Here is a 26,072-nt window from a genome sequence, read left to right on the forward strand (position 1 = left end):
AAGGCAAGCCAGGCGCTTTGATACGCCATTTTCATAACAAGCCTCAGGGAGGATGGAAATAATGGTTTTCAGCCGCTGGCAAATCGGACTGGCAATTCAAGATGATGGCGTACGCGCCATCGCAATATCGCGTGGGCGGCAGGGATGGCGACTACGGCGCTGGTGGTTTTTAGCGCCTTCATTAGAGACCGCTACCGGATCGATGCGCAATCTTACGGATACACTGCGTGCATGGCAGCGCACGTTGCCGCTCGGCTATCAGCTACGGGTTGCGTTTCCCAGCGGGCGTACACTGACCCGGGAGATCCCGGCTCCCGTGAGCGCACTGACTGAGACGCAGTGTATGCAGTATCTCTCGGCAGCCACCGGGGAGCGATTAAGGATGGCCGCTGAGGAACTGACGCTGGATTACTGTCTGCGCGAAGAGGGGAGTTTTTCCGTGGTGGCCGCAAAAAAGACCGAGATAGAAGAACTTCGACAAATTTTATATCGGGCGCGCCTGCACGTCTGGGCAATAATTCCCGATGCCTGCGCGTTGACAAGTTTTCTACCCTATCTTGCCGCGGTGGATGCCAAGAGACGTACTTATATTGCGCGCGAGCAATCGGTATGGGTGTGGGCCGATGAAAAGCTCTGGGGAGCGGTGAGCGTTCAGGAGGCAGAGACTTCTGAAGCGCTATGCACCTCACTTGGCATAGACTCTGAGTGCGCGGCATTTGCCACCGCGGCGGCTGGTGATTCAGCGTTTGTTTTCGACCCCTGGCGAACGCTGCGCCAGATTCAACCGCCTGTACCCGCTGATAATGCACGCTATGCCGTTCCTTTGGGGCTGGCGCTGGCGAGCCTGACATGACGCTTTATTTTACCAATTTCCTGCCATGGCGCCGCCGAGCTTATCGTATTCGGCTGCGGAGAGTAGGCATTCTGCTATGCGGTTTACTCCTGCTTGCATCAGCGATTGGCATCTTTCGCGCTCTGCCTTTTGCCAGTCATCGAATTGAACATCATTTGCTGCTGGAGCATTCCCAGAGACAAACTCATGCGCTAAAAGAGCAGGTACAGCAGCGCCAGGCCAGGCAGCGTGACTATGAGTTGCAGCGGGCTGACGCTGAGAAACTGCGGCAGCAAATGGCGGATACCCTACGCTGGCGACGCGCGATTACTCTGGTGGCTCAGGCGCTGCCTGAGCAGGTTTGGTTAACGCGTATGACTATGCGTGAGCAGCATCTGCATATTGAAGGCCATACTCATAGCGCCGCTTATCTTACAGAGCTTGAACAACGATTACGGCGGTCACCGCCGCTGCGTTTTATTCGCCTAAAACGCGTGGAGTTACTTGCGGAGGAGCGCGTCTGGCGCTTTCAGATAGCACTGGAGGCGGACCGCGATGACGAAGAGAGCCTTTAAGTTGGTACGTGGGCGTGGGCGCTGGATTATCGGTGGTGGGTTATTGCTATGCCTGCCGCTAATAATTACAGAAGGGTTCATTGTGTGGCCGGCCGAACGCGAGACGCGCGTATTTTTGCAGGCGCTGCAACAACAGCATGATGTTCAGCGCTCTTTGCGCACGCAGTTAAAGCGGCTGCCGCGGGTTGCCATCATTGATGCACAAAGCCAAAAGATCGCTGCGCGGGCATCGCCCACAAGGAATCCCTTTTCTATCCTGCAAGTCTCACATCATGTGGGCGGGCGCTTAATCCACTGGGCGGTGGAGGGCGATCGCGCAGATATGACACTCTTATTAGGCTGGGACAAGCTGCCAGCGTTTTTCGGCATTATGGCACAGCGTGCGGTATTGATTCATGCCTTTAACATTGCAGAGGCATCCGGGGCGATAAAGGTCACGGTCTGGCTACAGGAGGCGCCCTAAATGCGAAAAATAGCGTTTCTGCTTATTGGTTGCTGCAGCGCAGTTGGGGCAGCGGAAACCCTGGTGCGTAATCCGTTCATCCCGGTAGAAAACCCGTGCGCTTCGCCTTTTAGCGCCTGGCGTTTACGTGGGGTCGTGGGTTCCGGAGCCGATGCCGCTGTAGCGGTGGTGAATACGCCGCAAGGATGGCGGCGTCTGAAGCCGGGGGATGAAGCTGCGCCGGGATGGCGCGCCGTTCTATCAGCGGGTTCGCTGGTATTGGATTCAACTCAAAAATGTCCTTCGGTCGTCATTACGGGAGAAGGCGCTATTTATCCAAAGGGAGATGAACGTGACAGGATGTTTACTTCTACTACTGCTAATAGTCGGGCCGGTGCCGCTATTCGCCGCGACTAATAATCATGAGACTGGCATCTCTCTTGCGGTTGATGATGTGCCGGTAACGCAGATTTTACAGGCGCTGGCCGAGCAAAAACAGGTTAATTTGGTCATGGCGCCGGGTATTGCACAGCGGCTTTCTCTCCATTTAACCAATATTCCCTGGCAGCAGGCGCTGGAAAGCGTCGCGCACGCGGCGAATTTGCGCTGGGAGAAGCGCGGGGCGGTATTAAACGTCTGGCCCGGAGATAGCCCTGCGGCCTCGGTATTGGGCAAGCCTCCTGCTTCAATAAACGCTATAAAGAGCGGCGTAAAGACGCAGCGCGAAGTTTTTGCCTTGAGCCATGCGTCAGCGGTAGATCTGGGGAGTGCTCTAAAAGCGAGTGAGGGGGGATTATTGAGCACGGCGGGGCGCGTCACCGTTGATGAACGCACTAATCGCCTGCTGGTGGATGATACACGAAGCGCGCTGCGCGCGCTTCGTTCCTGGGTTGTCGAGATGGATCGTCCCGTCGGGCAAGTCGAGCTGTCGGCACATATTGTAACTATGACTCGGGAGGGATTGAATGAGCTTGGGGTTAAATGGTCGCGTAAAGGGCGAGCAGAAAAAACGGGGGAGTTGGTGAACCTGCCAGCGACGGCGGGTACGAGCCTGGCTGGCTTCAATATTGGGCGCATTGGTGGCCGAATGCTAGAGCTTGAGCTCTCTGCTCTTGAGCGCAAACAACAGCTTGCTTTTGTCGCCAGCCCCCGCCTGTTGGCGGCGCATCGACAGACGGCGAGTATAAAGCAGGGCAGTGAAATTCCGTATCAGTCCGGCGATAGCGATAGAGGGCGCGGGCAGGTCGCCTTTAGAGAAGCCGTTCTGGGAATGGAAGTTATGCCGACTGTATTACCGCAGCGACGTATTCGCTTGAAATTGCGCATCAGTCAGAATATGCCCGGACAGAAACTGCAGCAGGCGGAGGGCGAGGCGCTAATTATCGAAAAACAGGAGATTGAGACGCAGGTTGAAGTGCGCGAGGGGGAAACATTGGCTCTTGGGGGAATCTTTCAACATAGTCGCCGCATGGAAAGCGATCGCGTGCCGTTACTGGGAAGCCTACCGGTGGTTGGCCCGCTATTCCGACACGATGGCCGCGATGAGTCGCGCCGTGAGCTGGTGGTTTTTATTACGCCGCGTTTAATCGATGCCGGGTAAATTGTATTAGTTATCGGGCGATTTTTGCTTAGGGGCACGTTATTTTCTTATTCTGAATAGCGCAAGAGTTTGACGGCGGCAGTGAATTATCATACAAGGTGTACCCATTCCAGCTATGGGTAGCCTCTGCTGGCAGCACGTATAGGATGTTGGCCGGGCTTTGTCCCCAGGCTAGCTGCGGTAATTTATTCGGTTGCCAAACTGCCTTGAGTGTTGAGATAATTTTCAGTCTGATTCTCGAACTCACGATAATGAGGTTTCAGTTCATGTCTCGCTTCGCAGGCTTTGAAAGAAGCGGGTTTATCATCAACGAATAGTCTTACGTAGTACCAAAAAAATGGCAGAGAAACGCAATATCTTTCTGGTTGGGCCTATGGGTGCCGGCAAAAGCACTATTGGGCGTCAGTTAGCTCAACAACTCAATATGGAATTTTACGATTCTGATCAAGAGATTGAGAAACGTACCGGCGCAGATGTGGGTTGGGTTTTCGACGTGGAAGGCGAAGAAGGCTTTCGCCAGCGCGAAGAGAAAATTATCAACGAACTCACCGAAAAGCAGGGCATTGTACTGGCTACCGGGGGAGGTTCTGTAAAATCGCGTGAGACCCGTAATCGTCTTTCCGCTCGCGGCGTAGTTGTTTATCTGGAAACGACAATTGAAAAACAGTTGGCTCGTACGCAACGTGACAAAAAGCGTCCTTTATTGCAGGTAGATGCGCCGCCGCGTGAAGTTCTGGAAGCGCTGGCTGATGAACGTAATCCGCTGTATGAAGAGATCGCCGATGTGACCATCCGTACCGACGACCAAAGCGCTAAAGTTGTTGCCAACCAGATTATTCACACGTTGGAAAATAACTAATTTTGATTTCGTCATAAAAGGTACTGAGCGTTTATGGAGAGGCTAAGCGTTACTCTGGGGGAGCGTAGTTACCCGATCGCCATTGCAGCCGGTTTGTTCAGCGATCCGGCGGCTTTTTGGCCTTTAAAGCCTGGCGAGCAGGTGATGATAGTTACCAATGAAACGCTTGCTCCTCTTTATCTCGCTCGCGTCAGCGCTACGCTGGCGCAAATCGGCGTTGGCGTCGATACCGTTATTCTTCCCGACGGTGAAAGCTATAAAAGCCTGGCAACGCTGGAAACGGTTTTTACCGCGTTACTGCAAAAACCGCACGGGCGAGATACCACGTTAATCGCGCTGGGCGGCGGCGTTATTGGCGATATAACTGGCTTTGCTGCCGCCAGCTATCAGCGCGGCATTCGTTTCCTCCAGGTTCCTACCACGCTTTTGTCGCAGGTTGACTCCTCTGTAGGGGGGAAAACTGGCGTAAATCACGCGCTGGGCAAGAATATGATTGGCGCGTTTTGGCAGCCAGCATCGGTTGTCATCGATTTGGATTGCCTGAATACGCTGCCCGCCCGGGAGCTGGCTTCCGGCCTCGCAGAGGTCATCAAGTACGGCATTATCCTTGATGCGCAATTCTTCGCCTGGCTTGAAGAGCATTTAGATGCGTTACTGGCTCTGGAGCCTGCAGCAATGGCGTATTGTATTCGCCGCTGCTGTGAGCTTAAAGCCGAAGTCGTTGCGGCTGATGAGCGGGAAAGCGGTTTACGTGCTTTACTGAATCTGGGCCATACTTTCGGCCATGCTATTGAAGCTGAAATGGGCTATGGCAACTGGCTTCATGGTGAAGCGGTTGCTGCGGGTATGGTGATGGCAGCGCGTACGTCCCTGCATTTAGGGCAGTTTAGCGAAGCTGAATTGCAGCGTCTGATAGCGTTATTGCGGCGCGCTTCTTTACCCGTTGAGGGGCCGCAGGCGATGTTGGTTGAGCGTTATTTACCGCACATGCTGCGTGATAAAAAAGTGCAGGGCGGCACGCTGCGTTTAGTATTGCCCGTGGGTATAGGAAAAAGCGAAGTGCGGGCAGGCGTTGCGCATGACGTGGTATTAAGTGCGATAGCTGCCAGTATCGGCACGACGCACGCGTAATTGAAATAACCGATTGATCGGGTTATCTGGCAAATTAGGGTAGAGCGCTAACATAGTTTTGCGGGCGGAAAGCCTGCAGTGGGGGGTTAGATGGATGAGTTTAAACCAGAAGACGAACTGAAACCCGATCCCAGCGATCGAGCGTCAGGCCGAGCGCGTCACGGTGCCTATGATGACAACGAACCACGCTTTAATGTTGATGATATGGATATCGACGCCGACGATCCTCACGCCGAGCGTATGCGAGCAGGCAGCGCTGAGCATGATGAGGCCGCGGGGATAGCGGCGCGTCGGCGCGCATCAGCGCCTCCGCGTAATCCCGTTTCGCGCCAGCATATGATGATGGGGCTGGGGATTTTGGTGCTTTTGCTTATTATCATCGGAATTGGATCTGCGCTAAAAGGGCCTGCACCATCGTCTGGTAATGATGCCTCGCATGAGAGTAATGAACGCAATATTGATCTCTCAAATGGCGATAATAAAGGTAATGATGCCGGCGTTAATGGCGGCACGATTGCCGGGCAGCAACCGATAAACAGTGGCGCTCAGTCAGGCTCCGGGCAGGATATTTCTCTTCCGCCGATTTCTTCCACTCCCACTCAGTCACAGCCCCAGCAGCAAATTGATGGCCAGCAGCGCGTTGAAGTACCAGGTGATTTAAATAGTGCGCTGACAGGGGAACAGAATGCGGTTAATTCGTCGTCAGCTTCTTCGCAGGGCAGTGCGTCAGGATCGATGCTGCCGACGCAGCCGGCAACGGTAGCGCCGGTTGGGGGAAAATCTCAACCGCTTTCACCGGATGCGGCTGAGACTCCGCGTCATACTACTTCGCCTCAGCGTCCGGCGCGGAAACAGGCCGTTATTGAGCCGCCGCGCAGGTCTGAACGCGCGCACTCAACGCCAGCGCATACGGCACCTTCTCGCCAGGCAGCGCCGGCGGCGAACGCTGCACCGGAAAAGGTCGCGCCAGCAAAACAAGCACCAGAAAAAGCAGCACCTAAGGCGAACAGTGTATCGGCGTCTATCGGTAAAGGCGCTTCGGGTAATGTTAGCGCGCTAAAAGCAGCGCCTTCCGGACACTATACGCTTCAGTTAAGTAGTTCATCGAATTACAGCAATTTGAATGCGTGGGCGAAAAAAGAGAATTTACAGGATTACGTTATTTATCAAACGGTTCGTAATGGAAAGCCCTGGTATGTTTTAGTGCACGGGGTTTATGCATCAAAAGATGAAGCGAAGCGCGCTGTTTCTAGCTTACCTGCGGATGTGCAGGCTAAAAATCCGTGGACGAAACCTGTCTCTCAGGTGCAGTCCGACTTAAAACAATGACGAAAGCGCAGTACGCTGTCGGAGCTTCTCCACAGCTGGAGAAGGTATAAATAGTCAGACGGCATGAAAAAAAATCGCGCTTTTCTGAAATGGGCGGGGGGCAAGTACCCCCTGCTGGATGAGATTAAGTATCATCTGCCGCATGGCGAGTGTTTGATCGAACCCTTTGTGGGAGCAGGTTCGGTATTCCTCAATACAAACTATCGCCGCTACCTCCTTGCGGATATCAATAGCGACCTTATTGACCTTTACAATATTGTGAAACAGCAGCCCGAAGCCTATGTTCTTGAGGCGAGGGCGCTGTTTACTGACGCCACGAATCAGCCGGAGGTGTACTATCGTCTGCGAACTGAGTTTAATCTATGCCGGGATAAGTTTCGCCGGGCGCTATTATTTCTTTATCTAAATCGTCATGGTTACAATGGGTTATGCCGGTATAACCTTAGCGGCGAGTTTAATGTACCTTTTGGGCGCTATAGTCGCCCCTATTTTCCTGAATATGAATTGTACAATTTTGCTGAGCGCGCGCAGAACGCCACGTTTGTGTGCCAGTCGTATGATGTGAGTATGCACAGTGCGGGTTCGGGATCGGTTGTGTATTGCGATCCGCCGTACGCGCCGCTTTCAGCAACGGCCAATTTTACCGCTTATCATACCAACAGCTTTAGTATGGAGCAGCAGCAGCATTTAGCACGTCTGGCTGAAACCCTGGCGGATAGCCGGATTCCGGTGCTGATCTCTAACCATGATACAGAGCTGACTCGCATATGGTACCGACAGGCACAGCTACACACGGTGCACGTCAGGCGCAGCATAAGCAGCAAAGGTGGGGCGCGTAAAAAGGTGGATGAGCTGCTGGCGCTTTACCAGGCCGTGAAATAAGCGAAGCGCTTTACCGGCGCAAATACATCTTCGACTGGAGAAGCAGATGAAACAATTTTTGATTGCCCCTTCGATTCTTTCAGCTAATTTTGCGCGCCTGGGAGAAGACACCGCCCGCGCTCTTGATGCCGGTGCCGATGTTGTCCATTTTGATGTGATGGATAACCACTATGTGCCTAATTTGACAATGGGGCCGATGGTGTTAAAAGCCCTGCGCGATTACGGTATTAGCGCGCCCATTGATGTGCATCTTATGGTAAAGCCCGTCGACCGTATCATCCCCGATTTTGCAGCAGCCGGTGCCAGCATTATCACTTTCCATCCGGAAGCATCAGAGCATGTCGACCGTTCGCTGCAGCTCATTAAAGATAGCGGATGTAAAGCAGGGCTGGTGTTCAACCCGGCGACTTCGCTAAGCTGGCTGGATTACGTGATGGACAAGCTCGATGTTATTTTGCTGATGTCGGTTAACCCAGGGTTTGGCGGCCAATCGTTTTTGCCGCACACGCTCGAAAAACTGCGCCAGGTTCGCCAGCGTATCGATGCGTCTGGCTATGATATCCGGCTGGAAGTGGATGGCGGGGTAAAAGTCGATAATATTAAAGAGATTGCAGCCGCAGGGGCCGATATGTTTGTTGCAGGCTCTGCGATATTCGGGCAACCCGATTACCGTAAAGTGATTAATGATATGCGACATGAACTGGCAAAGGCAGGCAATGAATAATTCCCTATTTTTTCGCGGCATTGCTTTTGATCTTGATGGCACCTTGGTTGATAGTGCCCCAGGCTTGACCAGTGCGGTAGATAAAGCGTTATATGCGCTGGAGCTGCCAGCCGCCGGTGAAGATCGCGTGGTGACCTGGATTGGCAATGGCGCAGATATTTTAATCGAGCGCGCGCTGCGTTGGGCAATCAACGAGAAAACCGCCTCTGGCGCAGAGCCAGACCCCGAGCAGTGCCGTATCATGCGCAAGCTGTTCGATGGCTATTATGCGCAGGACGCCGATGACGGTAGTTTTTTGTTTCCTGGCGTCATCGAAACGCTTACCGCGCTTCGTCTGCAGGATATTGCGCTGGCGCTGGTGACCAATAAACCTACGCCCTTTGTCGCGCCGATGCTGGCATCGCTCGGGCTAATAGACACCTTCAGTCTTATTATCGGCGGCGATGACGTTGAGCATAAAAAACCGCATCCCGAGCCAATATTGCGGGTAATGGATGCGTTAAATCTCTCGCCTGAAGACTTGCTCTTTGTAGGGGATTCGCGCAATGATATTCAGGCCGCGCAGGCGGCGGGGTGTCGTTCCGCAGGCCTGACGTACGGTTACAATTACGGAGAGTCGATAGCGCTGAGTCAGCCAGATTATATTATCGATAGACTCCATGAATTATTGCCCATTGTTGGGCTTCAACTACTCGAAGAATCAGGAATAAACCAATGACTAAGCCCATCGTCTTTAGCGGCGCGCAGCCGTCGGGAGAGTTAACCATCGGGAATTACATGGGGGCGCTGCGTCAGTGGGTGAACATGCAGGATGAGTATGAGTGCATCTACTGTATTGTCGATCAACATGCGATCACCGTGCGCCAGGACGCAGCAAAGCTGCGTTCAGCCACGCTGGACACACTGGCGCTGTACTTAGCCTGCGGCATCGATCCTGCTAAAAGCACGATATTCGTACAGTCGCACGTTCCGGAACATGCGCAGTTGGGTTGGGTACTGAACTGCTATGCCTATTTCGGCGAACTGAGCCGCATGACGCAGTTTAAGGATAAATCAGCGCGCTATGCGGAAAATATTAACGCAGGGTTGTTTGATTATCCGGTATTAATGGCCGCAGATATTTTGATTTACCAGACAAATCAGGTACCGGTTGGCGAAGATCAGAAACAGCATCTGGAGCTGAGTCGAGATGTCGCCCAGCGTTTTAATGCGCTATACGGTGAAATTTTCACAATCCCTCAGCCATTTATTCCTAAGTCCGGGGCGCGCGTTATGTCGCTGCTGGAGCCGACGAAGAAAATGTCCAAATCGGATGAGAATCGTAATAACGTGATTGGTTTACTGGAAGATCCGAAGTCGGTAGTTAAAAAGCTGAAACGCGCGGTAACGGATTCGGATGAGCCGCCGGTCGTCCGTTACGATATTGCCAATAAAGCAGGCGTCTCCAATTTGTTGGATATCCTTTCAGGCGTCACGGGAGAGCCTATCTCCGCACTGGAACAGCGGTTTGAAGGCAAAATGTACGGCCATCTGAAAGGCGAGGTCGCCGATGCCGTCTCAGCCATGCTGAGTGAATTGCAGGAGCGATATCATCGTTATCGCAACGATGAGGCGTTTTTACAAAAAGTAATGAAAGACGGAGCAGAAAAGGCGCGCGCTCGCGCGTCTGACACGCTGCGTAAAGTCTATGAGGCAATAGGCTTTGTGGCACAGCCGTAAGTTGTGATAAAGGAATGTCAAAGCCGCCTGCATAACAGGTGGCTTTGACGCAGCCCCCTAAAAAACGCCCCTTCAACTTCTGGCTATATTTATCTTTCTGCTTCCCCTTTGGCTACCCTGTCTGGTAGTGCACATATCTGCGAAGTATTTCTTCGTGTGCGCTCGCTGAGTCCGCAAAATACCCTCTTTACCGGAATAATTGTCCCAACGTTTGCGCTTTCTGAGATAAGGAAACTTCGCAAACAGTCCGATAGCCGTTCGCACTTTCATAAATCCCGTGAGTTCCCGGGCACTTAAACCCGGCGGTGCTCTGATTACGATTTACCTGCACGTTTATCTCAACGACTGTGCACTTTTCGTATTGCTGTAGATATAGATGCTGCGGTAAAGCTCTTTACCAAGGCTATCTTTGAGGATTTTGTATCTGTACTTCGGCGTCCATTCGAGATGGGACTGACAGCGATAGAATACGCGGCAAGCGGATGCTATTATCCCCTTGATTTGCAGGTAACAAACCGGGGCAGTATTTAGCAAAGCATTTCCCGGACATGGCCAGATATGAACGAGCGCCGCCTCCCCAGAGGGGTAAGTTTGATAGCGCATAAAGCCGGTGCAATGCGTCGGCTTTATTATTCTAACTGTATCCGCACGCCTACAGTTTTGCTTCGGCCATCCTCGCCATACCTCTCACTTTGTAGCCGCACGCAGCAGCTGGCGGAAGGGCTATCGCTTTCCGGCCCCAGGCTACGATTTACTATTGTGAAGCGTAATCGCGTTTCTCGTCGAAATGTCGCTCGCCAGCGGGAAAGTGTGAAACTTTGGTCAGAATAACGACGTGAATCGCAGACGGCATGCCGGTGTCATATGCGGAAAGCGCCATTAGCCCCTCTTACAGGGCATTCGTAAAAGACCACCTTCTCAGAAGGTGGTCTTTTATTCTTAACTAAAAATCACGTCCTGTGGACGTGGTTATCGTCCCGGTTTTGGCTCTGCCTGTAAAAACCTCCCCATGCCAAAATCTCTGTCTGTTGTCCGTGCAACTTGTAGGGAAATTAAACAGGAGCAGGTTCCAAAGCGCTTCCCACCTACTGTGGCATTGTCAATATCATATAGTCTGGGCGCCTGAGTGCCGTTTCGGAATACTCAAAGGCAATGTTGGGAAGAGGAAGTGTACCGACAGATAGGGATACTCAGTGAGCAGTTGAAGAGCCAAATTATTGAATTAAATGTCCAATTAGAGCATGTGCATCTTCTGATGAAAATACCGCCGAGACTGTCAGTATCAGAAGTGATGGGCCATCTGAAGAGCAGGACAGCAATAAGGCTCTTCAGTAAGTTTCCCTACTTACGTAAGCATAAGCTATGGGGAAATAACTTCCGGGCAAAGGGATACTGCGTAGACAGCGTAGGTGTGAATGCAGAAATGATCCGTAAATACGTCAAGTATCAGGAAAAGCATGAAGTGGATGTTAAACAGCTATCGCTACATGAAGTGTGAAGGGAGGGCTCTATGAGCCCGAACTTAGAACGCCGCTCTGGGGCGTAATCAAAGCCGCCTTCTAAGAAGGCGGATTTTTACTGATATTAGTGGGATGAAAACCAGTTTAATTTATCACGCAGTGCGACTACGCTGCCGACGATTATCAGGCTGGGGCTAACGACCTGCTGCGCTAATACCCCAAGCTGCGCCAGGGTGCCGGTAACGACGCGCTGTGTGACCGCGGTGCCATTCTCAACCAGCGCGACAGGTGTATCCGCCGCCACGCCGTGCTTGGTAAGGTGTTGTTGGATAGCCGGCGCCTGATTTAGCCCCATATAAAATACCAGCGTCTGATTTTCGCCAGCCAGGCTGGCCCAGCCCAGTTCACGGCCGGTTTTCAGGTGGCCGGTAATCAGGCGTACGCTTTGTGCATAATCACGGTGCGTGAGCGGTATCCCGGCATAGGCGGAACACCCGGAAGCGGCGGTGATACCCGGGACCACGGAAAACGGGATACCGGCTTCGCATAACACTTCCAGTTCTTCGCCTCCGCGCCCGAAAATAAACGGGTCGCCGCCTTTCAGACGGACTACGCGCTTGCCGTGCCGGGCTTCGCGTAACAATATTTGGTTAATTTCTTCCTGAGGCACGCAGTGATAGCCAGCGCGCTTTCCTACAAAAATACGGTCGGCATCCCGACGTACAAGATTCATTATGTCGTCTGAAACCAGCCGATCGTAAACCACAATATCTGCCTGCTGAATTTGCTGTAGCCCCTTAAGCGTCAGCAAGCCGGCATCGCCCGGGCCAGCACCAACCAAAACCACTTCTCCGCGATGCTCAAGAGGTTCGCTAAATAACGTTTCGGTAATCGCGCTGACTGCCGGCGAGTCCTGGTTAGCCAGCGACTGCGCCAGCCGGTCATTGGTGAAGAATTTTTCCCAGAAGCGGCGGCGTTCGCCCATGCTGCCAAAAGTCTGTTTTACGCGCTGACGTAACTGGCCGGCATAGTGAGCAACTTTGCCCAAATGCAGTGGCAGCAGTGACTCCAGTCTTTCGCGCAACAGGCGCGCCAGAACGGGCGAGGTGCCGCCGGATGAAATAGCGATAGTGAGCGGTGCGCGATCGATGATGGAAGGCATAATAAAACTGGCCTGCTTAGGCGCATCGACTAGGTTGCAAAAGATACGTCTGGTTTCGGCAGCGGCGCTGACGCGCTGATTGACACTATCGTCATTCGTGGCTGCAATGGCCAGCCAGCACGGCTCCAGCAGCGCTTCATTAAAATCGCCCTGGACCAGGTGTAATTTACCGGCTTTTTCCCAGGCGTGGAATTGCGGTACAAATTCCCGCGCATTGACGGTGAGCAGGGCGCCAGCCTCCAGCAGTAGACGCGCTTTACGCTCCGCCACGTCTCCTCCGCCTACCAGCAGGCAGGCGCGATCGCGTAACTGGCAAAAAATAGGCAGGTGATCCACGGTATTTACCTCATTGGGTTATTGGCGATGCGCGTAACGAGAGCGCTCTATTATTGGGGGTGCTCTTTATCCGGGTAGCATAGCAGTAAGGTGAGAGCGTGAATACGGCGGCCTTTTCCCGGTAAACGCTGTGGGGATTATTCATTCTAAAGGAACATTAACTGTTGAGAGCCTGGCTGAGAGTAAACGGTGCCGTATGGTATTTCGCAGGATAGCAGCCCTGACGCGCAGGCCATGGCGGCCTTTTATGGGGTTAACGGGCAGTCGTAGTTCGGATTTTCGGATTATTGGTAGTGCCGAAAATACTCGCTGCTTTACCAAAGCCGGGCCTTCGTTGCGGTTAAAGACATTACTTTATGAATAATATGCAGGCTTAAGGCATGACGGGGGGATTGCCGTAAGCCTGTGCGAAGGCGCTTTGTCTTTATAATTCAACAGAGCGCCTTTGACTATCAGGCTTTTATTTGTACCTGGCCTTCAACAACGCGCGCTTCATAGTGTGCGACGGCCTGGGTTTCATCTTCCATACATGCCCCGTCTCGCAGGCGGAAACGCTGCTTTTTCAACGGGCTGGCGACCCAAAGGTCGCCATCATGTTCAGCGATAAGCCCGCGCGATAGCACGCTCGCCTGGAAAAAGGGATCGATATTGCTGATAGCAAACACCTGTTCGTCTGCCCGTGGGCGGAAGATGGCAACCTGCTGCTGGCCCAGCAGGGCGCAAACGCCGGTAGCAGGTAAGATATCGTTTAGCTGACAGACTGTCGTCCACTGGCTCATAGGTTATCCTCCACGAGAGTCACGGGAATACGTTCATACGGCGTTGCGGGACGGTGCTGCTGACGTTCTGGCACGACCTGCACGTTCGGATCGCGCTGCGGGCTGTTGATAAAGTGCTTAAAGCGCTGCTGTGCCTGTGGATTATTAACCGTTTCCGTCCATTCACAGGCGAACGCTTCGCGCAGCCGCGTCATTTCTGCTTCAAGATGTGCATCCAGCCCCAGTTTATCGTCGATGACTACGCTTCTGAGATAGTCGATACCGCCTTCCAGGTTTTCCAGCCAAACGGACGTGCGCTGGAGTTTGTCTGCAGTGCGGATGTAAAACATCATAAAACGATCGAGGTAGTGGATCAGCGTTTCACTGTCGAGGTCGGCTGCCAGTAAATCAGCGTGGCGAGGTTTCATACCGCCGTTGCCGCATACATAAAGATTCCAGCCTTTTTCCGTTGCGATAATGCCGACATCTTTACTTTGAGCCTCGGCGCATTCGCGCGTACAGCCGGAGACGCCAAATTTCATTTTATGCGGCGTGCGGATGCCTTTGTAGCGATTTTCCAGTTCAACGCCAAAGCCGACGCTATCGCCAACGCCATAGCGGCACCAGGTGCTGCCCACGCAGGTTTTCGCCATGCGAAGCGCCTTCGCATAGGCGTGGCCGGTTTCAAAGCCGGCCTCGATAAGCTGGCGCCAGATTTCTGGCAGATCGTCTTTTTGGGCGCCGAACAGGCCAATACGCTGGGAGCCGGTAATTTTGGTGTACAGATTAAATTCCCGCGCAACGCGCCCTACCGCCATCAGCCCTTCCGGAGTAATTTCTCCGCCAGCGGAGCGTGGGATAACCGAATAAGTACCGTCCTTTTGTAGGTTGGCAAGGAAGTTATCGTTGGTGTCCTGTAACGGCGTGTTTTGAGGCGACAATACGTATTCGTTCCAGCAGGAGGCCAGTAGCGATCCTACCGTCGGTTTACACACTTCACAGCCGTAGCCGGTACCGTATTTGGTCAGCAGTTCGTCGAACGTTTTAATGCCTTCAACGCGGATCAGGTGGTACAGCTCCTGGCGGGAGAACGCGAAGTGTTCGCACAGGTTATGGTTAACTTCAATACCCTGTTTTGCCAGTTCGGCATTCAGAACCTGCGTAACCAGTGGAATACAGCCGCCGCAGCCGGTGCCGGCTTTGGTTTCTGCTTTTAGCGCCGCGACGGTGTGGCAGCCTTTATTAATTGCTGCGATGAGATCGCCTTTAGAGACGTCAAAGCAGGAACAAATTTGCGCGCTGTCTGGCAGTTTATCAACGCCGATGGCGGGCTTACCGCTGCCGGAATGAGATGGCAGAATCAACGAATCAGGGTTTTCCGGCAACTCAATGGCGTTGAGCATAAGCTGCAGCAGGTTGCCATAGTCGCTGGTATCGCCGACTAATACCGCGCCGAGCAGAGTTTTATTGTCTTCACTGACGATGAGACGCTTATAAACTTCTTTATTCTCATCCAGATAAATATAACTGCGGCAGCCCGGCGTGCGGCCGTGCGCGTCGCCAATACCGCCAACGTCTACGCCCAGCAGTTTTAATTTGGCGCTCAGGTCTGCGCCTTCAAAGGCATTGCTGTTACCAAGAAGGTGATCAACGGTGACCTGCGCCATTTTATAGCCCGGTGCGACCAGGCCGAACATGCGGTTATGCCAGCTTGCGCATTCACCGATAGCGTAAATATCCGGATCGGAAGTTTGGCAGTTATCGTTAATCACAATACCGCCGCGCTGAGCAACGGCCAGGCCGCATTGCGTCGCCAGTTTATCGCGTGGGCGAATACCGGTGGAGAAAACGATAAAATCGATTTCCAGTTCGCTGCCATCGGCAAAGCGCATGGTTTTCCGCGCCTCGCGGCCTTGCTGGACGATTTCCTGCGTGTTTTTACTGGTATGAACTTTCACGCCCATACGCTCAATCTTGCTGCGTAGCTGCTCGCCGCCCATGCGATCGAGCTGCTCGGCCATCAGCATTGGTGCGAATTCGATGACATGAGTTTCGACGCCTAAATTCTTCAGGGCGCCTGCGGCTTCCAGGCCGAGTAGGCCACCGCCGACAACGGCGCCGCGCTTACTGCGCCGGGCGCAGGCTTCGATGGCGTTAAGATCTTCGATTGTGCGGTAAACGAAGCAATCCTGAGTATCCGAGCCTTTAATCGGCGGGATCCAGGGATAGGAGCCGGTCGCCATAATAAGCTTATCGTAAAAGACCGTCCGCCCCGCGCTGGAATGAATGACTTTTTCCTGGCGATTAATAGTAATCGCCCGCTCACCTACCAGCACCTGTACGTCATGTTTAGCGTAAAAGCCTTCACGAACCAGCGTTAATTCTTCAGCGGTGTGATGAGAGAAGTAGGAGGAGAGGTGTACGCGGTCATAGGCTACGCGAGGTTCTTCGCAAAAGACAGTTATCTCAAACTGCCCCGGTTCGGCTTTATCAAGGAGCTCTTCGATAAAGCGATGGCCGACCATGCCGTTACCGATAATAGCGAGTCTCATTTTGCTCATTTTTGCCTCGATTTCTTTTTTATTACTGCCTACCTTAACGATTCAGCCTTAGTGATTATTGATTTAGATCAAATACGACTTTACATACTCCCTAATGAGTATGCATTTGATTTCACTGACATTATGTAACCAACGGAAAAGGTTGATTTTTAACCTTATGGTAATATTTTGAATTTATTACGCGGTTGCCCAGGATTGGGCCCCCATGAATGAAACTCAGGGTATTACGATAAGGCTGGCTTATTTATATGGGCGGTTAATTGGTAAATGCAGTTATGAAGGAAAGGGGCGTTTCGATTGCGCAGTGGGCCAGCGAGGCGGTGTTATCGCTAACGGGAACTCGCTCTACGGGCGCGGTTTTCACTCGGCTCTCGCTTTGATTTACTGCCTTTGGAGGTAAATGCCAAAGGCAGGTAATGGTCTTAGTGTGAACTTGGGTATCCCCGAAAAGGGGAAATTCACGCGGTCTTCTCTCAGAGCGAATTTTTACTGCGGCTCGGATGACGTCACGGCGTTAACGCGATGGCGAGAAACAAGGCCAAGAAGCAGACACATAATAAAGACTACGGCGTACAGCCCGTTAGCCGTTAGCAGCGCCGCATGCGGGCCGTAGTGTGCGACGATAGGGCCAGTAACGATAAATGTCAGCATGGTACCGACGGTGCCGCAGGTCAGTATAAAATTAACCAGCTTTGGCGATGGTACACGCGTTTGCTGTGAGCCGAGCGTAATAATAGAGGTATAGATAGCGCTGGAGAAAAAGCCCAGAGCAAGGATATACCACGCCATATGCGGCGCGGTGCCTATAATAAAGCAATACATGAATAGCGTTGCCAGAGCCGCGAGGACGGTAAGAATTCGCTGCAGATCGAAAAAGCGCAGGATTATGCTGAAGGCCCACATGCCAATCATGTATGACATCCAGAAGTTACTCACCAGTCTACCGGCTTCATGTAAGTCCATCCCCAGCCCTTTGGCGTACTCCGGCACCCATGAGATAAAGCCCAGTTGCCCCAGGATATAGCAGAGCGCGGCGATAGAAAGAAACAGAACGCCCGGCCCCCATTTTTCTTTGGCGATCGGCTGTGCATCGCCCTCTGTGCACCGACCCAGTGCGGGAAACTCGCAGCCGAAGGTGAGTAAGAAGATAGCCACATACAGCAGGCCGATGCAGACATAGACCCAGTACCATTCGATATGTCTGGCCAGCAAATAAGCCGCGATTATCGGGAAGACCATGCCGGCCATGCTAAAGAATGAATCGGTAAACAGCAGGCGCTGTCCGCGCTGGCGCCCCTCATAAAGATGCGTAATTAAAAACGTCCCAATAGACATCGTAATACCGCTTACCACGCCCAAAATGAACATTGCCGCGGAAAAAATCGCCAGGTTACGGCCAAAGATAAGCGCTACCAGCGCGAGTAGCATTAATAAAAAGCCGAAACGTAGCTGCGTTCTTAACGGCACGATTTCCATCAGCCATGCGTTTAAAAAGATAGAAATGAGAATACCGGTGTTTAGAAAAGTAAAGGTGTTACTCATGCTTGATACCGGCAGCCCAAAGGCCTCTGCGATATTTCCCATTACCATACCGGTGATAATCACCAGCGCGCCGGTTAACCCGTACGAAAAGAAGCTGATCCAGGTAAGCCTAATACGGTTGTTGTTGGTCATAAAAATCCCGTTTGTGACGCGTATATAGGGGCGGTAGCGCGAGGCTCCGTCATCCAGAGAGAGTGGAAACGTTCTAAAACGCTGAGACCATGAATTCTGCGCGCTGATTTTAGACATTAAAGTGATCTGTTTAAATGTTTTAATGCCCTTACAATGCAACTGATGAGATGTATCGTGAGGTATATCTCGTATTGTTCTTATGGAAATGAGGTAATGAAGTATTGGTTCGCTTAACTTTGCGTAAATAATGGTAAAAGTCTGGCGCGCTTCGATCGCTATCTTTAGAATCAATCGATTCGCTCGTTCATGTTAAGGAAGCCTGTCCATGCTGAAATCAACTCTGGCCGCTACCGCTATGTTGACCCTCTCTTTATTTTCTACCGGCGCGCTGGCGGCAAACGCGAACCCACACGTTTTGCTAACTACGTCTGCGGGAAATATTGAGCTGGAACTGGAGAGCCAGAAAGCGCCTGGTTCGGTGAAAAATTTTGTCGATTATGTGAATAACGGGTTTTATAACAACACAACCTTCCATCGCGTTATTCCAGGTTTTATGATTCAGGGCGGCGGCTTTAACGCTCAAATGCAGCAAAAACAACCTAACCCGCCTATCAAAAATGAGGCCGATAATGGCCTGCGTAACATTCGCGGCACGATCGCGATGGCGCGAACGGCGGAGCAGGATAGCGCTACCAGCCAGTTTTTCATTAACGTAGCGGACAATGCGTTCCTCGATCACGGCCAGCGCGATTTCGGTTATGCGGTTTTCGGCAAAGTAGTTAAAGGAATGGATGTGGCGGATAAGATTTCTCAGGTTGCGACCCACGATGTCGGCCCGTATCAGAACGTTCCCAGCAAGCCTATCGTTATCCTATCCGCTAAAGTACTCCCCTGATTTTTAGCGCGTAGGCTTATTTCGCTTACGCGCGCCTCTCCGGCATTTTCCCCCATTGCTGCTTATACTTCAGGCAGGTTGCATACTTTTGTGCACATGGGGGGAAAATGACGAAAAAGCCGACCGATAAACAAAAGTCCCTAATCTGGATGCGCGAGCGCGGCCGGAATTTCCGCGCGAGTTGCCTGCTGGAAGGTATTGTGCTGCCTGAAGGTTGCCCTGATGAGAATACGGTACAGAGCGCGCTGGACAGGTTAAGGAGACACTATGAGCGATAAATTTGGTGATGGCGGCGATCCTTATTACTGGCCCGGTATTCACGTATTACGCAACCGGCTGGATATTCGTGAAAGCCGGCGCCTGGCGCAGGCCGAACGTGAAATCACGCCGCTGCGCGTCGCCACGCTGGAGTTAGGTCCGCAGCGCCGGGGGCTGCCGCACCTGTGCGCCATTCATCGCCATCTATTCCAGGATATATATGACTGGGCCGGTGAGGTGCGGGAAGTCGATATTTACCAGGATGAGACGCGTTTTTGCCACTTTGAATATATTGAGAAGGAAGGTAATGCGCTTATGGAAGCGCTGGAGGAAGAAAACTGGCTTGATGCTCTGCCCGCCCCGAATTTTCTTTGAGCAGCTCGCCATTCATGCAGGGTACCATCTCGACTGGCGCGATATAGAGGTTGAGTCATGGCGCAGCGCCAATCAGCGCGCGGCGCTGGGCGAACTGGCGCCGTTAACGGAGATTTTCAGCAAGGTTGTCAGCGGGATAACTGAAAACAGGTAAAATGGCGCAAAGCATTATTGCGGAGCCGCTATGTTATTGCTGATAGATAATTACGATTCGTTTACCTGGAATTTATACCAGTATTTTTGCGAGCTGGGTGCCGATGTCGTCGTAAAACGTAATGACGCGATTGGTATTGAGGATGTTAAGAGCATAGCGCCGGCAAAAATTGTTATTTCTCCCGGCCCTTGTTCGCCCACTGAAGCGGGTATTTCGCTGCCAATTATTCAACATTTTGCGGGAAAGCTCCCCATCCTCGGCGTTTGTCTTGGACATCAGGCTATTGCGCAGGCTCTCGGCGCCCAAGTTGTGCGGGCGCAGCGGGTGATGCACGGAAAAACGTCTGCCATTAATCACTCCGGAAAAGGCGTTTTTACCGGGCTGAATAATCCACTGACGGTAACTCGTTATCATTCACTGATTGTTGAACCGGCGACGCTGCCGCCTGTGCTTGAGGTTACCGCCTGGAGCGAGGATCGGGAAATTATGGGGCTGCGCCATAAGCATTGGGATCTTGAAGGCGTGCAGTTTCATCCTGAGAGCATCATGAGCGAGCAGGGCCATTTACTGCTTAATAATTTTCTGCAACGTTAATTTCATTTGCCCTTTTTTGATAATTTATTCATATTTTATGATTATATTTTCATATTGCTGAGGTGGCGGTAATGAGTGAGTCCGCGATGGAAACTGGGGAATACTACCCGGGAAGGGAAGTGTTTGACGAAGTCATTATGTCGGTTTATGCACCGGCGCCGTTTATTCCGGTAACCGGGGAGGGCAGCCGCGTCTGGGATCGCCAGGGTAACATGTATATTGATTTTGCAGGCGGTATCGCGGTTACGGCGCTGGGGCATTGCCATCCTGCGCTGGTCTCGGTGCTGAAAAACCAGTGCGAAAGGCTGTGGCACGTCAGCAATGTCTTCACCAACGAGCCGGCCCTGCTTCTGGCTCGCCAACTGATTGCCGCGACGTTTGCAGAGCGCGTGCTGTTTATGAATTCCGGTACCGAAGCGAATGAAACGGCGTTTAAGCTGGCGCGCCGCTGGGCGATTACGCGCCATAATCCTTATAAAACCAAAATTATTGCGTTTCACAATGCGTTTCATGGACGTTCGCTGTTTACGGTCTCGGTAGGCGGACAGTCGAAATATTCGGATGGATTTGGGCCGAAGCCTGCCGATATCGTGCACGTTCCTTTTAACGATCTCCATGCCGTGCAGGCGGTTATGGACTCACACACGTGTGCGGTAGTGGTTGAGCCGATTCAGGGCGAAGGAGGGTTAACCGCCGCTGAGGCTGATTTCCTGCGCGGCCTGCGCGCGCTGTGTGACAAACATCAGGCTCTGCTGGTATTTGATGAAGTACAGTGCGGGATGGGGCGCACTGGGGAGTTATTCGCTTATATGCATTATGGCGTAACGCCGGATATTCTCACCAGTGCCAAAGCGCTGGGCGGCGGTTTTCCGGTGAGCGCGGTGCTGACAACCGCCGATATCGCCTCATCGTTTCACGTGGGATCGCACGGTTCCACCTATGGCGGTAATCCACTGGCCTGCGCCGTAGCGTTAAAGGCGCTGGAGATAATTAATACTCCGCAAGTGCTACAGGGCGTCCAGCGTAAGCGCCAGCGCTTTATTGCGCATCTTCAGCAAATTGGGGAGCAGTTTGATGTTTTCTGTGAGATGCGTGGTATGGGGTTATTGGTCGGGGCGGTGCTGAGTTCGCCGTATCGCGGGCGCGCGGGCGAGTTAGTGAATATCGCCGCTGAGTCCGGCGTCGCTATCCTGAGCGCTGGCTCAGACGTATTGCGCTTCGCGCCTTCTTTAATCATTAGCGACGATGAGATTGAAGAGGGGATGCGCCGTTTCGCGCAGGCGATAGAACGGTTTATTCAGGGCTAATCGGCCTGGCTTAGACTTCGTACGGACGGGTTTTCGCCCCCCAGGCGCCGCTTTAACCATATGCCGTGGTGGGGGCGCTGGCGCCACGCGATAGATGAAATTGTGTGCATCGCATTTAAATGGCCTAGCACGCGCTGAAGATGCTGCTCCAGCGTGCTGAGCGGTCCACTGTTAAGCATATCCATTGATTCCAGAATATTGGCGCTGTCGGTTTCACCTGGTTCGTCGTACTCCAGGCGCTGCTGGCAGCGCTGAATCGCAATCTCGCAGGATTCCAGATAGCGCTGGGCAAGCGCGGGCTCTAGCAAAGTATGTTCGCGCGCCAGCGTCGTCATCGCATTAATATGCTCGACGATAAATTGACTGTGGGTCACCCAAAGTTTCATATCGGTCAGGTAGCGGGTATTGAATCCGGGTTCCTGCATTGCCTGATTGAGCGAATTATATAGCGCATTATGCGCCTGGTTTACCCGCATACGTTCGTATGCCAGCGGCCCTGGCTGTGGGTTGACGCTTAAAATCAGGCGGATAGCCTGCTGGTCTTCCTCCAGCGTGTCGTGTGCGTTCTGGCGCAGCAGGCCGCTTTGCCACTGCGGCCACAGCCATACCATGCCACCGAAGGCGATGAGACAGCCGATAAGCGTATCCACCAGCCGCGTCATAATAAACCGATCGCCGTTCAGCGAGAGAAGTTGAAGCGTATACACCGCCGTCAAGGTAAAACCTACCGTTGCCAGCCCGTACTGCTTGCGAATAATCAGGTAGCCAATCAGGGTAATGAGTAGCATGCCCAATAGCATATAGCCCTCCGGCACATGGAAATGCAGCGTGACGGCGGCTACCAGCAGCCCGGCCATAGTTCCGCCCGCCCGGTGAAAAATACGCACCCGGGTCGCTCCGTAACCGTTTTGGGTGACAAACATAATCGTCATTAAAATCCACCAGGGTTTAGGCAGATGCAGCGCGCTGCCGAGCAGACTGCCTATTGCCAGCATAACGCCGGTGCGGGCCGCGCTGCGCAATGCCGTAGATTTTAGCGATAGATAATTTTTTAGCGCGGGGAAGAGCGGCAGGCGGCGCTCTCTGTCGGCCATAAGATTACGTGCGTATAGCGGGCGCTGGGTGCGCAGCACGCGGGCGATGCGGCTGAAGTGGTAGTGGCAAAATTGCCCAACCGGATTATCCGGGTGTTGTCGGGCGATTTTGGCCAGCGCAGATAGCGGTTTTTCCATGCTAAAGCGGCGGGGATAGCGATGATAAAGAATGTCATCCGCCAGCACTCGCAGCCGGGAGGCGACGATTTGAGCGTTCCAGCGAATGACCGCCTCAGCGTGGCTCTTCTCGATTAACTTTTGCACTTCTTCCGGTTGATGCAGACTGACAGAGATGTGCTCCTGCAAATCGAGCCCGACCTGGAAGATGCGCAGCAGGCGCTTGTAGTCACTTTGCTGGCTGCCGGTGGAAAGCATATGAAGCTGCTGGTAGCACTGGCTTATCAGGTCAACGACTTTCTGCTGGCGCGTCAGCAACGGCGGCAGCGCTTTCTCAGGACAGGTGTGCTGCGTCAGCAGGCTATATTTCGCTTCACAGTAATTAGCCAGCTCGCGATACAGCAAACTGAGCGTTTCACGCAGCGGCTGTTCACGCCACAGCCAAAGCCAAAAGCGATTAAACAGTCCGTACCAGGTGGTACCAAGCGCGTACAGCAGCATGGGTTGCCAAACCGGCATGTTTCCCGCGAGGCTGAGCGTAAAAATAGCGGCCACCATTGAGGCAGGAAATAGCCTTGCATGCAGTGAGCTGATTTCCGCCGTTACGCCCAGAAGCAGCGCCATGCCGAAGAAGATGGCCGGCAGCGGCACATTTTCTCGCATCAATAATTGCACGATCAGACTGCAAGAGGCGAATAGGCAGCCGCCAACGATAAGTCGTTTAAAAAAGCGTTTATGAGGGGTATCCAGCCCGGCCATATTGCAGCAGGCGGGAACTAATGAAAAAAGTAGACCAAGACGAAGGTTACCCAGCGCCAGGCCGACGGCAACCGGCAGACATAGCACCAGCGTCTGACGCAGCGCGTAATTGACTTCAGGGTGATAAATCAGTCGGCGCCACATATATAACGACCTGAGGTATCGGCGCGGTGTGCGTGATAACACGCCGCGCCGCCGCGTTTAGCGCGTGCCGTAGACGACGATAGTTTTGCCGTGCGCGGATATCAGGTTCTGATCTTCGAGCATTTTTAAAATGCGGCCGACGGTTTCACGGGAGCAGCCCACGATTTGCCCGATTTCCTGGCGGGTAATTTTTATCTGCATGCCGTCAGGATGCGTCATGGCATCAGGCTGCTTCGCCAGGTTTAGTAGGGTTTGAGCAATGCGGCCGGTAACGTCCAGGAAAGCAAGGTTACCGACTTTTTCAGAGGTGACCTGCAGGCGACGCGCCATTTGTGATGAGAGGCGCATTAGAATATCCGGATTAACCTGGATTAACTGACGAAAATTTTTATAGGAGATTTCCGCGACCTCGCAGGCACTTTTGGCCCGAACCCAGGCGCTACGCTCCTGCCCTTCCTCAAAGAGGCCCAGTTCGCCGATAAAATCGCCCTGATTAAGGTATGAGAGGATCATTTCTTTGCCCTCTTCATCTTTAATCAGTACGGCCACGGAGCCTTTCACGATGTAGTAAAGCGTTTCGGCTTTTTCACCCTGATGGATGAGCGTGCTTTTGGAGGGATACTTATGAATGTGGCAATGAGACAAAAACCATTCGAGAGTCGGGTCTGTTTGCGGTTTGCCAAGCACCATGTGCGGTTATCCTCTGATTATAAACTGGCATCTGGAAGAGGCGCTTATGCTTCTCCCAAACGTGGTAAACGAGTTCTGCGTTTTAAATGGGAAGGGGATCAGAACAGCCTGTTATCAGTAAAGTTTTTACCTGAATGACCTTCACTACGACGCAGCAGTATCCGGTCTGTTTTAACATAGCTTTTCACCAGTGTCTCTTCTTGTCTCGTTTCAGCTTGACGCAGGTCGCCTTCTGTTGCCAGTTTCGCCCCTGACGCTTACTCTGTGGGGAAGCGTAATCTAACGGAGCGTACAAAATGCAGGCACGAGTTAAATGGGTAGAAGGGCTAACATTCCTCGCCGAATCCGCCTCTGGTCATCAGGTTTTGATGGACGGTAATTCAGGAGACAAGGCGCCAAGCCCGATGGAAATGGTATTAATGGCGGCCGGAAGTTGCAGCGCGATAGATGTGGTTTCTATCTTGCAAAAAGGGCGCCATGACGTAACCGATTGTGAGGTTAAACTTACGTCCGAGCGCCGTGAAGAAGCGCCGCGGCTTTTCACGCATATTAATCTGCACTTTATTGTTACCGGGCGCGGGCTGAGGGATAACGCGGTTGCACGTGCGGTTGAACTGTCAGCCGAAAAATACTGTTCGGTTGCGTTGATGCTGGAAAAGGCGGCCAATATTACCCATTCATGGGAAGTGATTGAAGCCTGATTAGACGCTGCGCGTCTTTAATAAGGCGCGCGATTTTAGTTGATTCCCCGGTCTTCAATTAACCGTTTCACCAGCGGTGTCATGATAAGCTCCATTGCAAGCCCCATTTTCCCTCCCGGCACTACCAGCGTATTCATGTGAGAAATGAACGAGCCTTGCAGCATAGCCAGCAGCCAGGGGAAATCGATCTGCTCCAGGTTACGAAAATGAATCACCACCAAACTTTCGTCCAGTGAGGGGATCGCCCGGGCTGCGAAGGGATTTGACGTATCGACGGTGGGCACGCGCTGGAAATTAATGTGCGTGCGCGAAAACTGAGGGGTAATGTAGTTAATATAGTCTTCCATTGAACGCACGACCGAGTCCATCACGGCCTCGCGGGAATGACCGCGCTCGCTCATATCCCGCACCAGTTTTTGTATCCACTCTAGGTTTACAATAGGCACTACGCCGACCAACAAATCTACGTGCTGCGCCACGTCTATCTGCGGCGTGACCACCCCGCCGTGTAGACCTTCGTAAAACAGGATGTCCGTGTCCGCAGGCAGCGGCTGCCAGGGGGTAAATGTACCGGGAACCTGATTCCAGGGCACCGCCTCGTCGTAGGTGTGTAAATATTTCCGGGATTCCCCGTGGCCGCTGCGCCCGTATTCCATAAAGGTGTTTTCCAGCAGGGAAAAATCGTTCGCATCGGGGCCAAAATAGCTGATATGGCGGCCTAAGTCGCGGGCCTTACGGATTTCCTGGTCCATTTCCGGGCGGGTGTATCGATGAAAACTATCGCCTTCGACTTCCGCCGCGCGTAATCCGAGCTGGGCAAAAATTTTACGAAACGCGAGGCTGGTTGTGGTGGTACCAGCGCCGCTGGAGCCGGTTACGGCAATAATGGGATATCTGGAGGACATAGCGTCATGACTCCTGCCTGGCTAAGGCGCGAATG

General features: G+C 52.8%; 25 protein-coding genes and 3 pseudogenes. 19 read left to right on the plus strand and 9 right to left on the minus strand.

Annotated elements, in window-relative coordinates:
- Positions 1–61 precede the first annotated feature (61 nt).
- The 12 genes from SFA31_RS04530 (at position 62) to trpS (ending at position 10,093) form a co-directional block, all read left to right on the plus strand.
- Positions 62–853, plus strand: coding sequence for a hypothetical protein (locus tag SFA31_RS04530; RefSeq protein ID WP_322836911.1), 792 nt, complete (start codon positions 62–64; stop codon positions 851–853).
- Complete coding sequence (locus SFA31_RS04535) at positions 850–1,407, plus strand: PilN domain-containing protein (protein WP_322836912.1); 558 nt, start codon at positions 850–852, stop codon at positions 1,405–1,407. Before SFA31_RS04530 ends, SFA31_RS04535 begins: the two co-directional genes overlap by 4 nt.
- Positions 1,388–1,870, plus strand: coding sequence for a hypothetical protein (locus SFA31_RS04540; protein WP_322836913.1), 483 nt, complete (start codon positions 1,388–1,390; stop codon positions 1,868–1,870). The genes SFA31_RS04535 and SFA31_RS04540 overlap by 20 nt, the downstream gene beginning before the upstream one ends.
- Positions 1,871–2,266, plus strand: a complete 396-nt coding sequence (locus SFA31_RS04545; protein ID WP_322836914.1) for a HofP DNA utilization family protein — start codon at positions 1,871–1,873, stop codon at positions 2,264–2,266. It begins immediately after the preceding gene.
- The gene (locus tag SFA31_RS04550; protein WP_322836915.1) at positions 2,196–3,449 is read left to right on the plus strand and encodes a secretin N-terminal domain-containing protein; all 1,254 of its coding nucleotides are present in this window, start codon (positions 2,196–2,198) and stop codon (positions 3,447–3,449) included. Before SFA31_RS04545 ends, SFA31_RS04550 begins: the two co-directional genes overlap by 71 nt.
- 337 nt (positions 3,450–3,786) lie before the next feature.
- Entirely contained in the window at positions 3,787–4,308 is a 522-nt protein-coding gene (aroK, locus tag SFA31_RS04555) for a shikimate kinase AroK (RefSeq protein WP_322836916.1), read from the plus strand.
- Positions 4,309–4,341: 33 nt separating this feature from the next.
- Positions 4,342–5,439 (plus strand): 3-dehydroquinate synthase, encoded by a 1,098-nt coding sequence (aroB, locus tag SFA31_RS04560; protein ID WP_322836917.1) that lies wholly within the window; start codon positions 4,342–4,344, stop codon positions 5,437–5,439.
- Between the two features lie 90 nt (positions 5,440–5,529).
- Positions 5,530–6,768 carry a cell division protein DamX gene (damX, locus tag SFA31_RS04565; RefSeq protein WP_322836918.1) on the plus strand — a complete coding sequence of 413 codons (1,239 nt, stop codon included), beginning with the start codon at positions 5,530–5,532 and terminating at the stop codon, positions 6,766–6,768.
- A 63-nt stretch (positions 6,769–6,831) separates the two neighbouring features.
- Positions 6,832–7,650 carry an adenine-specific DNA-methyltransferase gene (gene dam / locus SFA31_RS04570; RefSeq protein WP_322836919.1) on the plus strand — a complete coding sequence of 273 codons (819 nt, stop codon included), beginning with the start codon at positions 6,832–6,834 and terminating at the stop codon, positions 7,648–7,650.
- A 46-nt stretch (positions 7,651–7,696) separates the two neighbouring features.
- Complete coding sequence (gene rpe / locus SFA31_RS04575) at positions 7,697–8,374, plus strand: ribulose-phosphate 3-epimerase (RefSeq protein ID WP_322836920.1); 678 nt, start codon at positions 7,697–7,699, stop codon at positions 8,372–8,374.
- Positions 8,367–9,092, plus strand: coding sequence for a phosphoglycolate phosphatase (locus SFA31_RS04580; protein WP_322836921.1), 726 nt, complete (start codon positions 8,367–8,369; stop codon positions 9,090–9,092). Before rpe ends, SFA31_RS04580 begins: the two co-directional genes overlap by 8 nt.
- Complete coding sequence (trpS, locus tag SFA31_RS04585; RefSeq protein ID WP_322836922.1) at positions 9,089–10,093, plus strand: tryptophan--tRNA ligase; 1,005 nt, start codon at positions 9,089–9,091, stop codon at positions 10,091–10,093. Before SFA31_RS04580 ends, trpS begins: the two co-directional genes overlap by 4 nt.
- 112 nt (positions 10,094–10,205) lie before the next feature.
- On the opposite strand, the pseudogene tnpA (SFA31_RS04590) reads toward trpS, so the two are convergent.
- Positions 10,206–10,594 (minus strand): annotated as a pseudogene (tnpA, locus tag SFA31_RS04590) (IS200/IS605 family transposase).
- A 253-nt stretch (positions 10,595–10,847) separates the two neighbouring features.
- On the minus strand, positions 10,848–10,973 hold the full coding sequence (locus SFA31_RS04595; RefSeq protein ID WP_322836923.1) for a hypothetical protein: 126 nt from the start codon (positions 10,971–10,973) through the stop codon (positions 10,848–10,850).
- Between the two features lie 154 nt (positions 10,974–11,127).
- On the opposite strand from SFA31_RS04595, the pseudogene tnpA (SFA31_RS04600) reads away from it, so the two are divergent.
- Positions 11,128–11,591 (plus strand): annotated as a pseudogene (gene tnpA / locus SFA31_RS04600) (IS200/IS605 family transposase).
- 86 nt (positions 11,592–11,677) lie between these two features.
- Here the strand turns inward: tnpA (SFA31_RS04600) and cysG are convergent.
- The 4 genes from cysG to tsgA form a co-directional block, all read right to left on the minus strand.
- Positions 11,678–13,051, minus strand: a complete 1,374-nt coding sequence (cysG, locus tag SFA31_RS04605) for a siroheme synthase CysG (protein ID WP_322836924.1) — start codon at positions 13,049–13,051, stop codon at positions 11,678–11,680.
- Positions 13,052–13,503: 452 nt separating this feature from the next.
- Positions 13,504–13,830 carry a nitrite reductase small subunit NirD gene (gene nirD, locus SFA31_RS04610; RefSeq protein WP_322836925.1) on the minus strand — a complete coding sequence of 109 codons (327 nt, stop codon included), beginning with the start codon at positions 13,828–13,830 and terminating at the stop codon, positions 13,504–13,506.
- Entirely contained in the window at positions 13,827–16,370 is a 2,544-nt protein-coding gene (gene nirB, locus SFA31_RS04615; protein ID WP_322836926.1) for a nitrite reductase large subunit NirB, read from the minus strand. The genes nirD and nirB overlap by 4 nt, the downstream gene beginning before the upstream one ends.
- 486 nt (positions 16,371–16,856) lie before the next feature.
- A complete protein-coding gene (gene tsgA, locus SFA31_RS04620) occupies positions 16,857–18,044 on the minus strand; it encodes an MFS transporter TsgA (protein WP_322839290.1) in 1,188 nt (395 codons plus the stop codon).
- Positions 18,045–18,369: 325 nt separating this feature from the next.
- Here tsgA and ppiA point away from each other — a divergent pair, with 325 nt between their 5' ends.
- The 5 genes and pseudogenes from ppiA to argD all read left to right on the plus strand — a co-directional run bounded on the left by ppiA (position 18,370) and on the right by argD (position 21,627).
- Positions 18,370–18,939: a peptidylprolyl isomerase A gene (gene ppiA, locus SFA31_RS04625; protein WP_322836927.1), complete on the plus strand. Its 570-nt coding sequence runs from the start codon at positions 18,370–18,372 to the stop codon at positions 18,937–18,939.
- Between the two features lie 107 nt (positions 18,940–19,046).
- Positions 19,047–19,217, plus strand: a complete 171-nt coding sequence (locus SFA31_RS04630) for a YhfG family protein (protein ID WP_322836928.1) — start codon at positions 19,047–19,049, stop codon at positions 19,215–19,217.
- Positions 19,207–19,726 (plus strand): annotated as a pseudogene (locus SFA31_RS04635) (putative adenosine monophosphate-protein transferase Fic). The gene SFA31_RS04630 and the pseudogene SFA31_RS04635 overlap by 11 nt, the downstream one beginning before the upstream one ends.
- Positions 19,727–19,756: 30 nt before the next feature.
- Complete coding sequence (gene pabA, locus SFA31_RS04640; protein WP_322836929.1) at positions 19,757–20,320, plus strand: aminodeoxychorismate synthase component 2; 564 nt, start codon at positions 19,757–19,759, stop codon at positions 20,318–20,320.
- A gap of 86 nt (positions 20,321–20,406) precedes the next feature.
- Positions 20,407–21,627: a bifunctional acetylornithine/succinyldiaminopimelate transaminase gene (gene argD / locus SFA31_RS04645; RefSeq protein ID WP_322839291.1), complete on the plus strand. Its 1,221-nt coding sequence runs from the start codon at positions 20,407–20,409 to the stop codon at positions 21,625–21,627.
- Here the strand turns inward: argD and SFA31_RS04650 are convergent.
- Positions 21,624–23,741, minus strand: coding sequence for a YccS/YhfK family putative transporter (locus tag SFA31_RS04650; RefSeq protein ID WP_322836930.1), 2,118 nt, complete (start codon positions 23,739–23,741; stop codon positions 21,624–21,626). The two genes, argD and SFA31_RS04650, sit on opposite strands and share 4 nt — an antisense overlap.
- 57 nt (positions 23,742–23,798) lie before the next feature.
- A complete protein-coding gene (gene crp / locus SFA31_RS04655; RefSeq protein WP_322836931.1) occupies positions 23,799–24,431 on the minus strand; it encodes a cAMP-activated global transcriptional regulator CRP in 633 nt (210 codons plus the stop codon).
- Positions 24,432–24,727: 296 nt separating this feature from the next.
- Here crp and SFA31_RS04660 point away from each other — a divergent pair, with 296 nt between their 5' ends.
- Positions 24,728–25,132, plus strand: coding sequence for an OsmC family protein (locus tag SFA31_RS04660; protein WP_322836932.1), 405 nt, complete (start codon positions 24,728–24,730; stop codon positions 25,130–25,132).
- Between the two features lie 35 nt (positions 25,133–25,167).
- Here the strand turns inward: SFA31_RS04660 and SFA31_RS04665 are convergent, their stop codons facing one another.
- Positions 25,168–26,037: a phosphoribulokinase gene (locus tag SFA31_RS04665; RefSeq protein WP_322836933.1), complete on the minus strand. Its 870-nt coding sequence runs from the start codon at positions 26,035–26,037 to the stop codon at positions 25,168–25,170.
- Positions 26,038–26,072: the final 35 nt, after the last annotated feature.

Source organism: Erwinia sp. HR93 (assembly GCF_034555055.1).
Taxonomy (GTDB): Bacteria; Pseudomonadota; Gammaproteobacteria; order Enterobacterales; family Enterobacteriaceae; genus Apirhabdus; species Apirhabdus apintestini.

Coding starts and splice junctions, on each gene's coding strand:
- SFA31_RS04530 (WP_322836911.1), top strand. CDS start 62: ATGGTTTTCAGCCGCTGGCAAATCGGACTGGCAATTCAAGATGATGGC.
- SFA31_RS04535 (WP_322836912.1), top strand. CDS start 850: ATGACGCTTTATTTTACCAATTTCCTGCCATGGCGCCGCCGAGCTTAT.
- SFA31_RS04540 (WP_322836913.1), top strand. CDS start 1,388: ATGACGAAGAGAGCCTTTAAGTTGGTACGTGGGCGTGGGCGCTGGATT.
- SFA31_RS04545 (WP_322836914.1), top strand. CDS start 1,871: ATGCGAAAAATAGCGTTTCTGCTTATTGGTTGCTGCAGCGCAGTTGGG.
- SFA31_RS04550 (WP_322836915.1), top strand. CDS start 2,196: ATGAACGTGACAGGATGTTTACTTCTACTACTGCTAATAGTCGGGCCG.
- aroK (WP_322836916.1), top strand. CDS start 3,787: ATGGCAGAGAAACGCAATATCTTTCTGGTTGGGCCTATGGGTGCCGGC.
- aroB (WP_322836917.1), top strand. CDS start 4,342: ATGGAGAGGCTAAGCGTTACTCTGGGGGAGCGTAGTTACCCGATCGCC.
- damX (WP_322836918.1), top strand. CDS start 5,530: ATGGATGAGTTTAAACCAGAAGACGAACTGAAACCCGATCCCAGCGAT.
- dam (WP_322836919.1), top strand. CDS start 6,832: ATGAAAAAAAATCGCGCTTTTCTGAAATGGGCGGGGGGCAAGTACCCC.
- rpe (WP_322836920.1), top strand. CDS start 7,697: ATGAAACAATTTTTGATTGCCCCTTCGATTCTTTCAGCTAATTTTGCG.
- SFA31_RS04580 (WP_322836921.1), top strand. CDS start 8,367: ATGAATAATTCCCTATTTTTTCGCGGCATTGCTTTTGATCTTGATGGC.
- trpS (WP_322836922.1), top strand. CDS start 9,089: ATGACTAAGCCCATCGTCTTTAGCGGCGCGCAGCCGTCGGGAGAGTTA.
- SFA31_RS04595 (WP_322836923.1), bottom strand. CDS start 10,973: ATGGCGCTTTCCGCATATGACACCGGCATGCCGTCTGCGATTCACGTC.
- nirD (WP_322836925.1), bottom strand. CDS start 13,830: ATGAGCCAGTGGACGACAGTCTGTCAGCTAAACGATATCTTACCTGCT.
- nirB (WP_322836926.1), bottom strand. CDS start 16,370: ATGAGCAAAATGAGACTCGCTATTATCGGTAACGGCATGGTCGGCCAT.
- tsgA (WP_322839290.1), bottom strand. CDS start 18,044: ATGACCAACAACAACCGTATTAGGCTTACCTGGATCAGCTTCTTTTCG.
- ppiA (WP_322836927.1), top strand. CDS start 18,370: ATGCTGAAATCAACTCTGGCCGCTACCGCTATGTTGACCCTCTCTTTA.
- SFA31_RS04630 (WP_322836928.1), top strand. CDS start 19,047: ATGACGAAAAAGCCGACCGATAAACAAAAGTCCCTAATCTGGATGCGC.
- pabA (WP_322836929.1), top strand. CDS start 19,757: ATGTTATTGCTGATAGATAATTACGATTCGTTTACCTGGAATTTATAC.
- argD (WP_322839291.1), top strand. CDS start 20,407: ATGGAAACTGGGGAATACTACCCGGGAAGGGAAGTGTTTGACGAAGTC.
- SFA31_RS04650 (WP_322836930.1), bottom strand. CDS start 23,741: ATGTGGCGCCGACTGATTTATCACCCTGAAGTCAATTACGCGCTGCGT.
- crp (WP_322836931.1), bottom strand. CDS start 24,431: ATGGTGCTTGGCAAACCGCAAACAGACCCGACTCTCGAATGGTTTTTG.
- SFA31_RS04660 (WP_322836932.1), top strand. CDS start 24,728: ATGCAGGCACGAGTTAAATGGGTAGAAGGGCTAACATTCCTCGCCGAA.
- SFA31_RS04665 (WP_322836933.1), bottom strand. CDS start 26,037: ATGTCCTCCAGATATCCCATTATTGCCGTAACCGGCTCCAGCGGCGCT.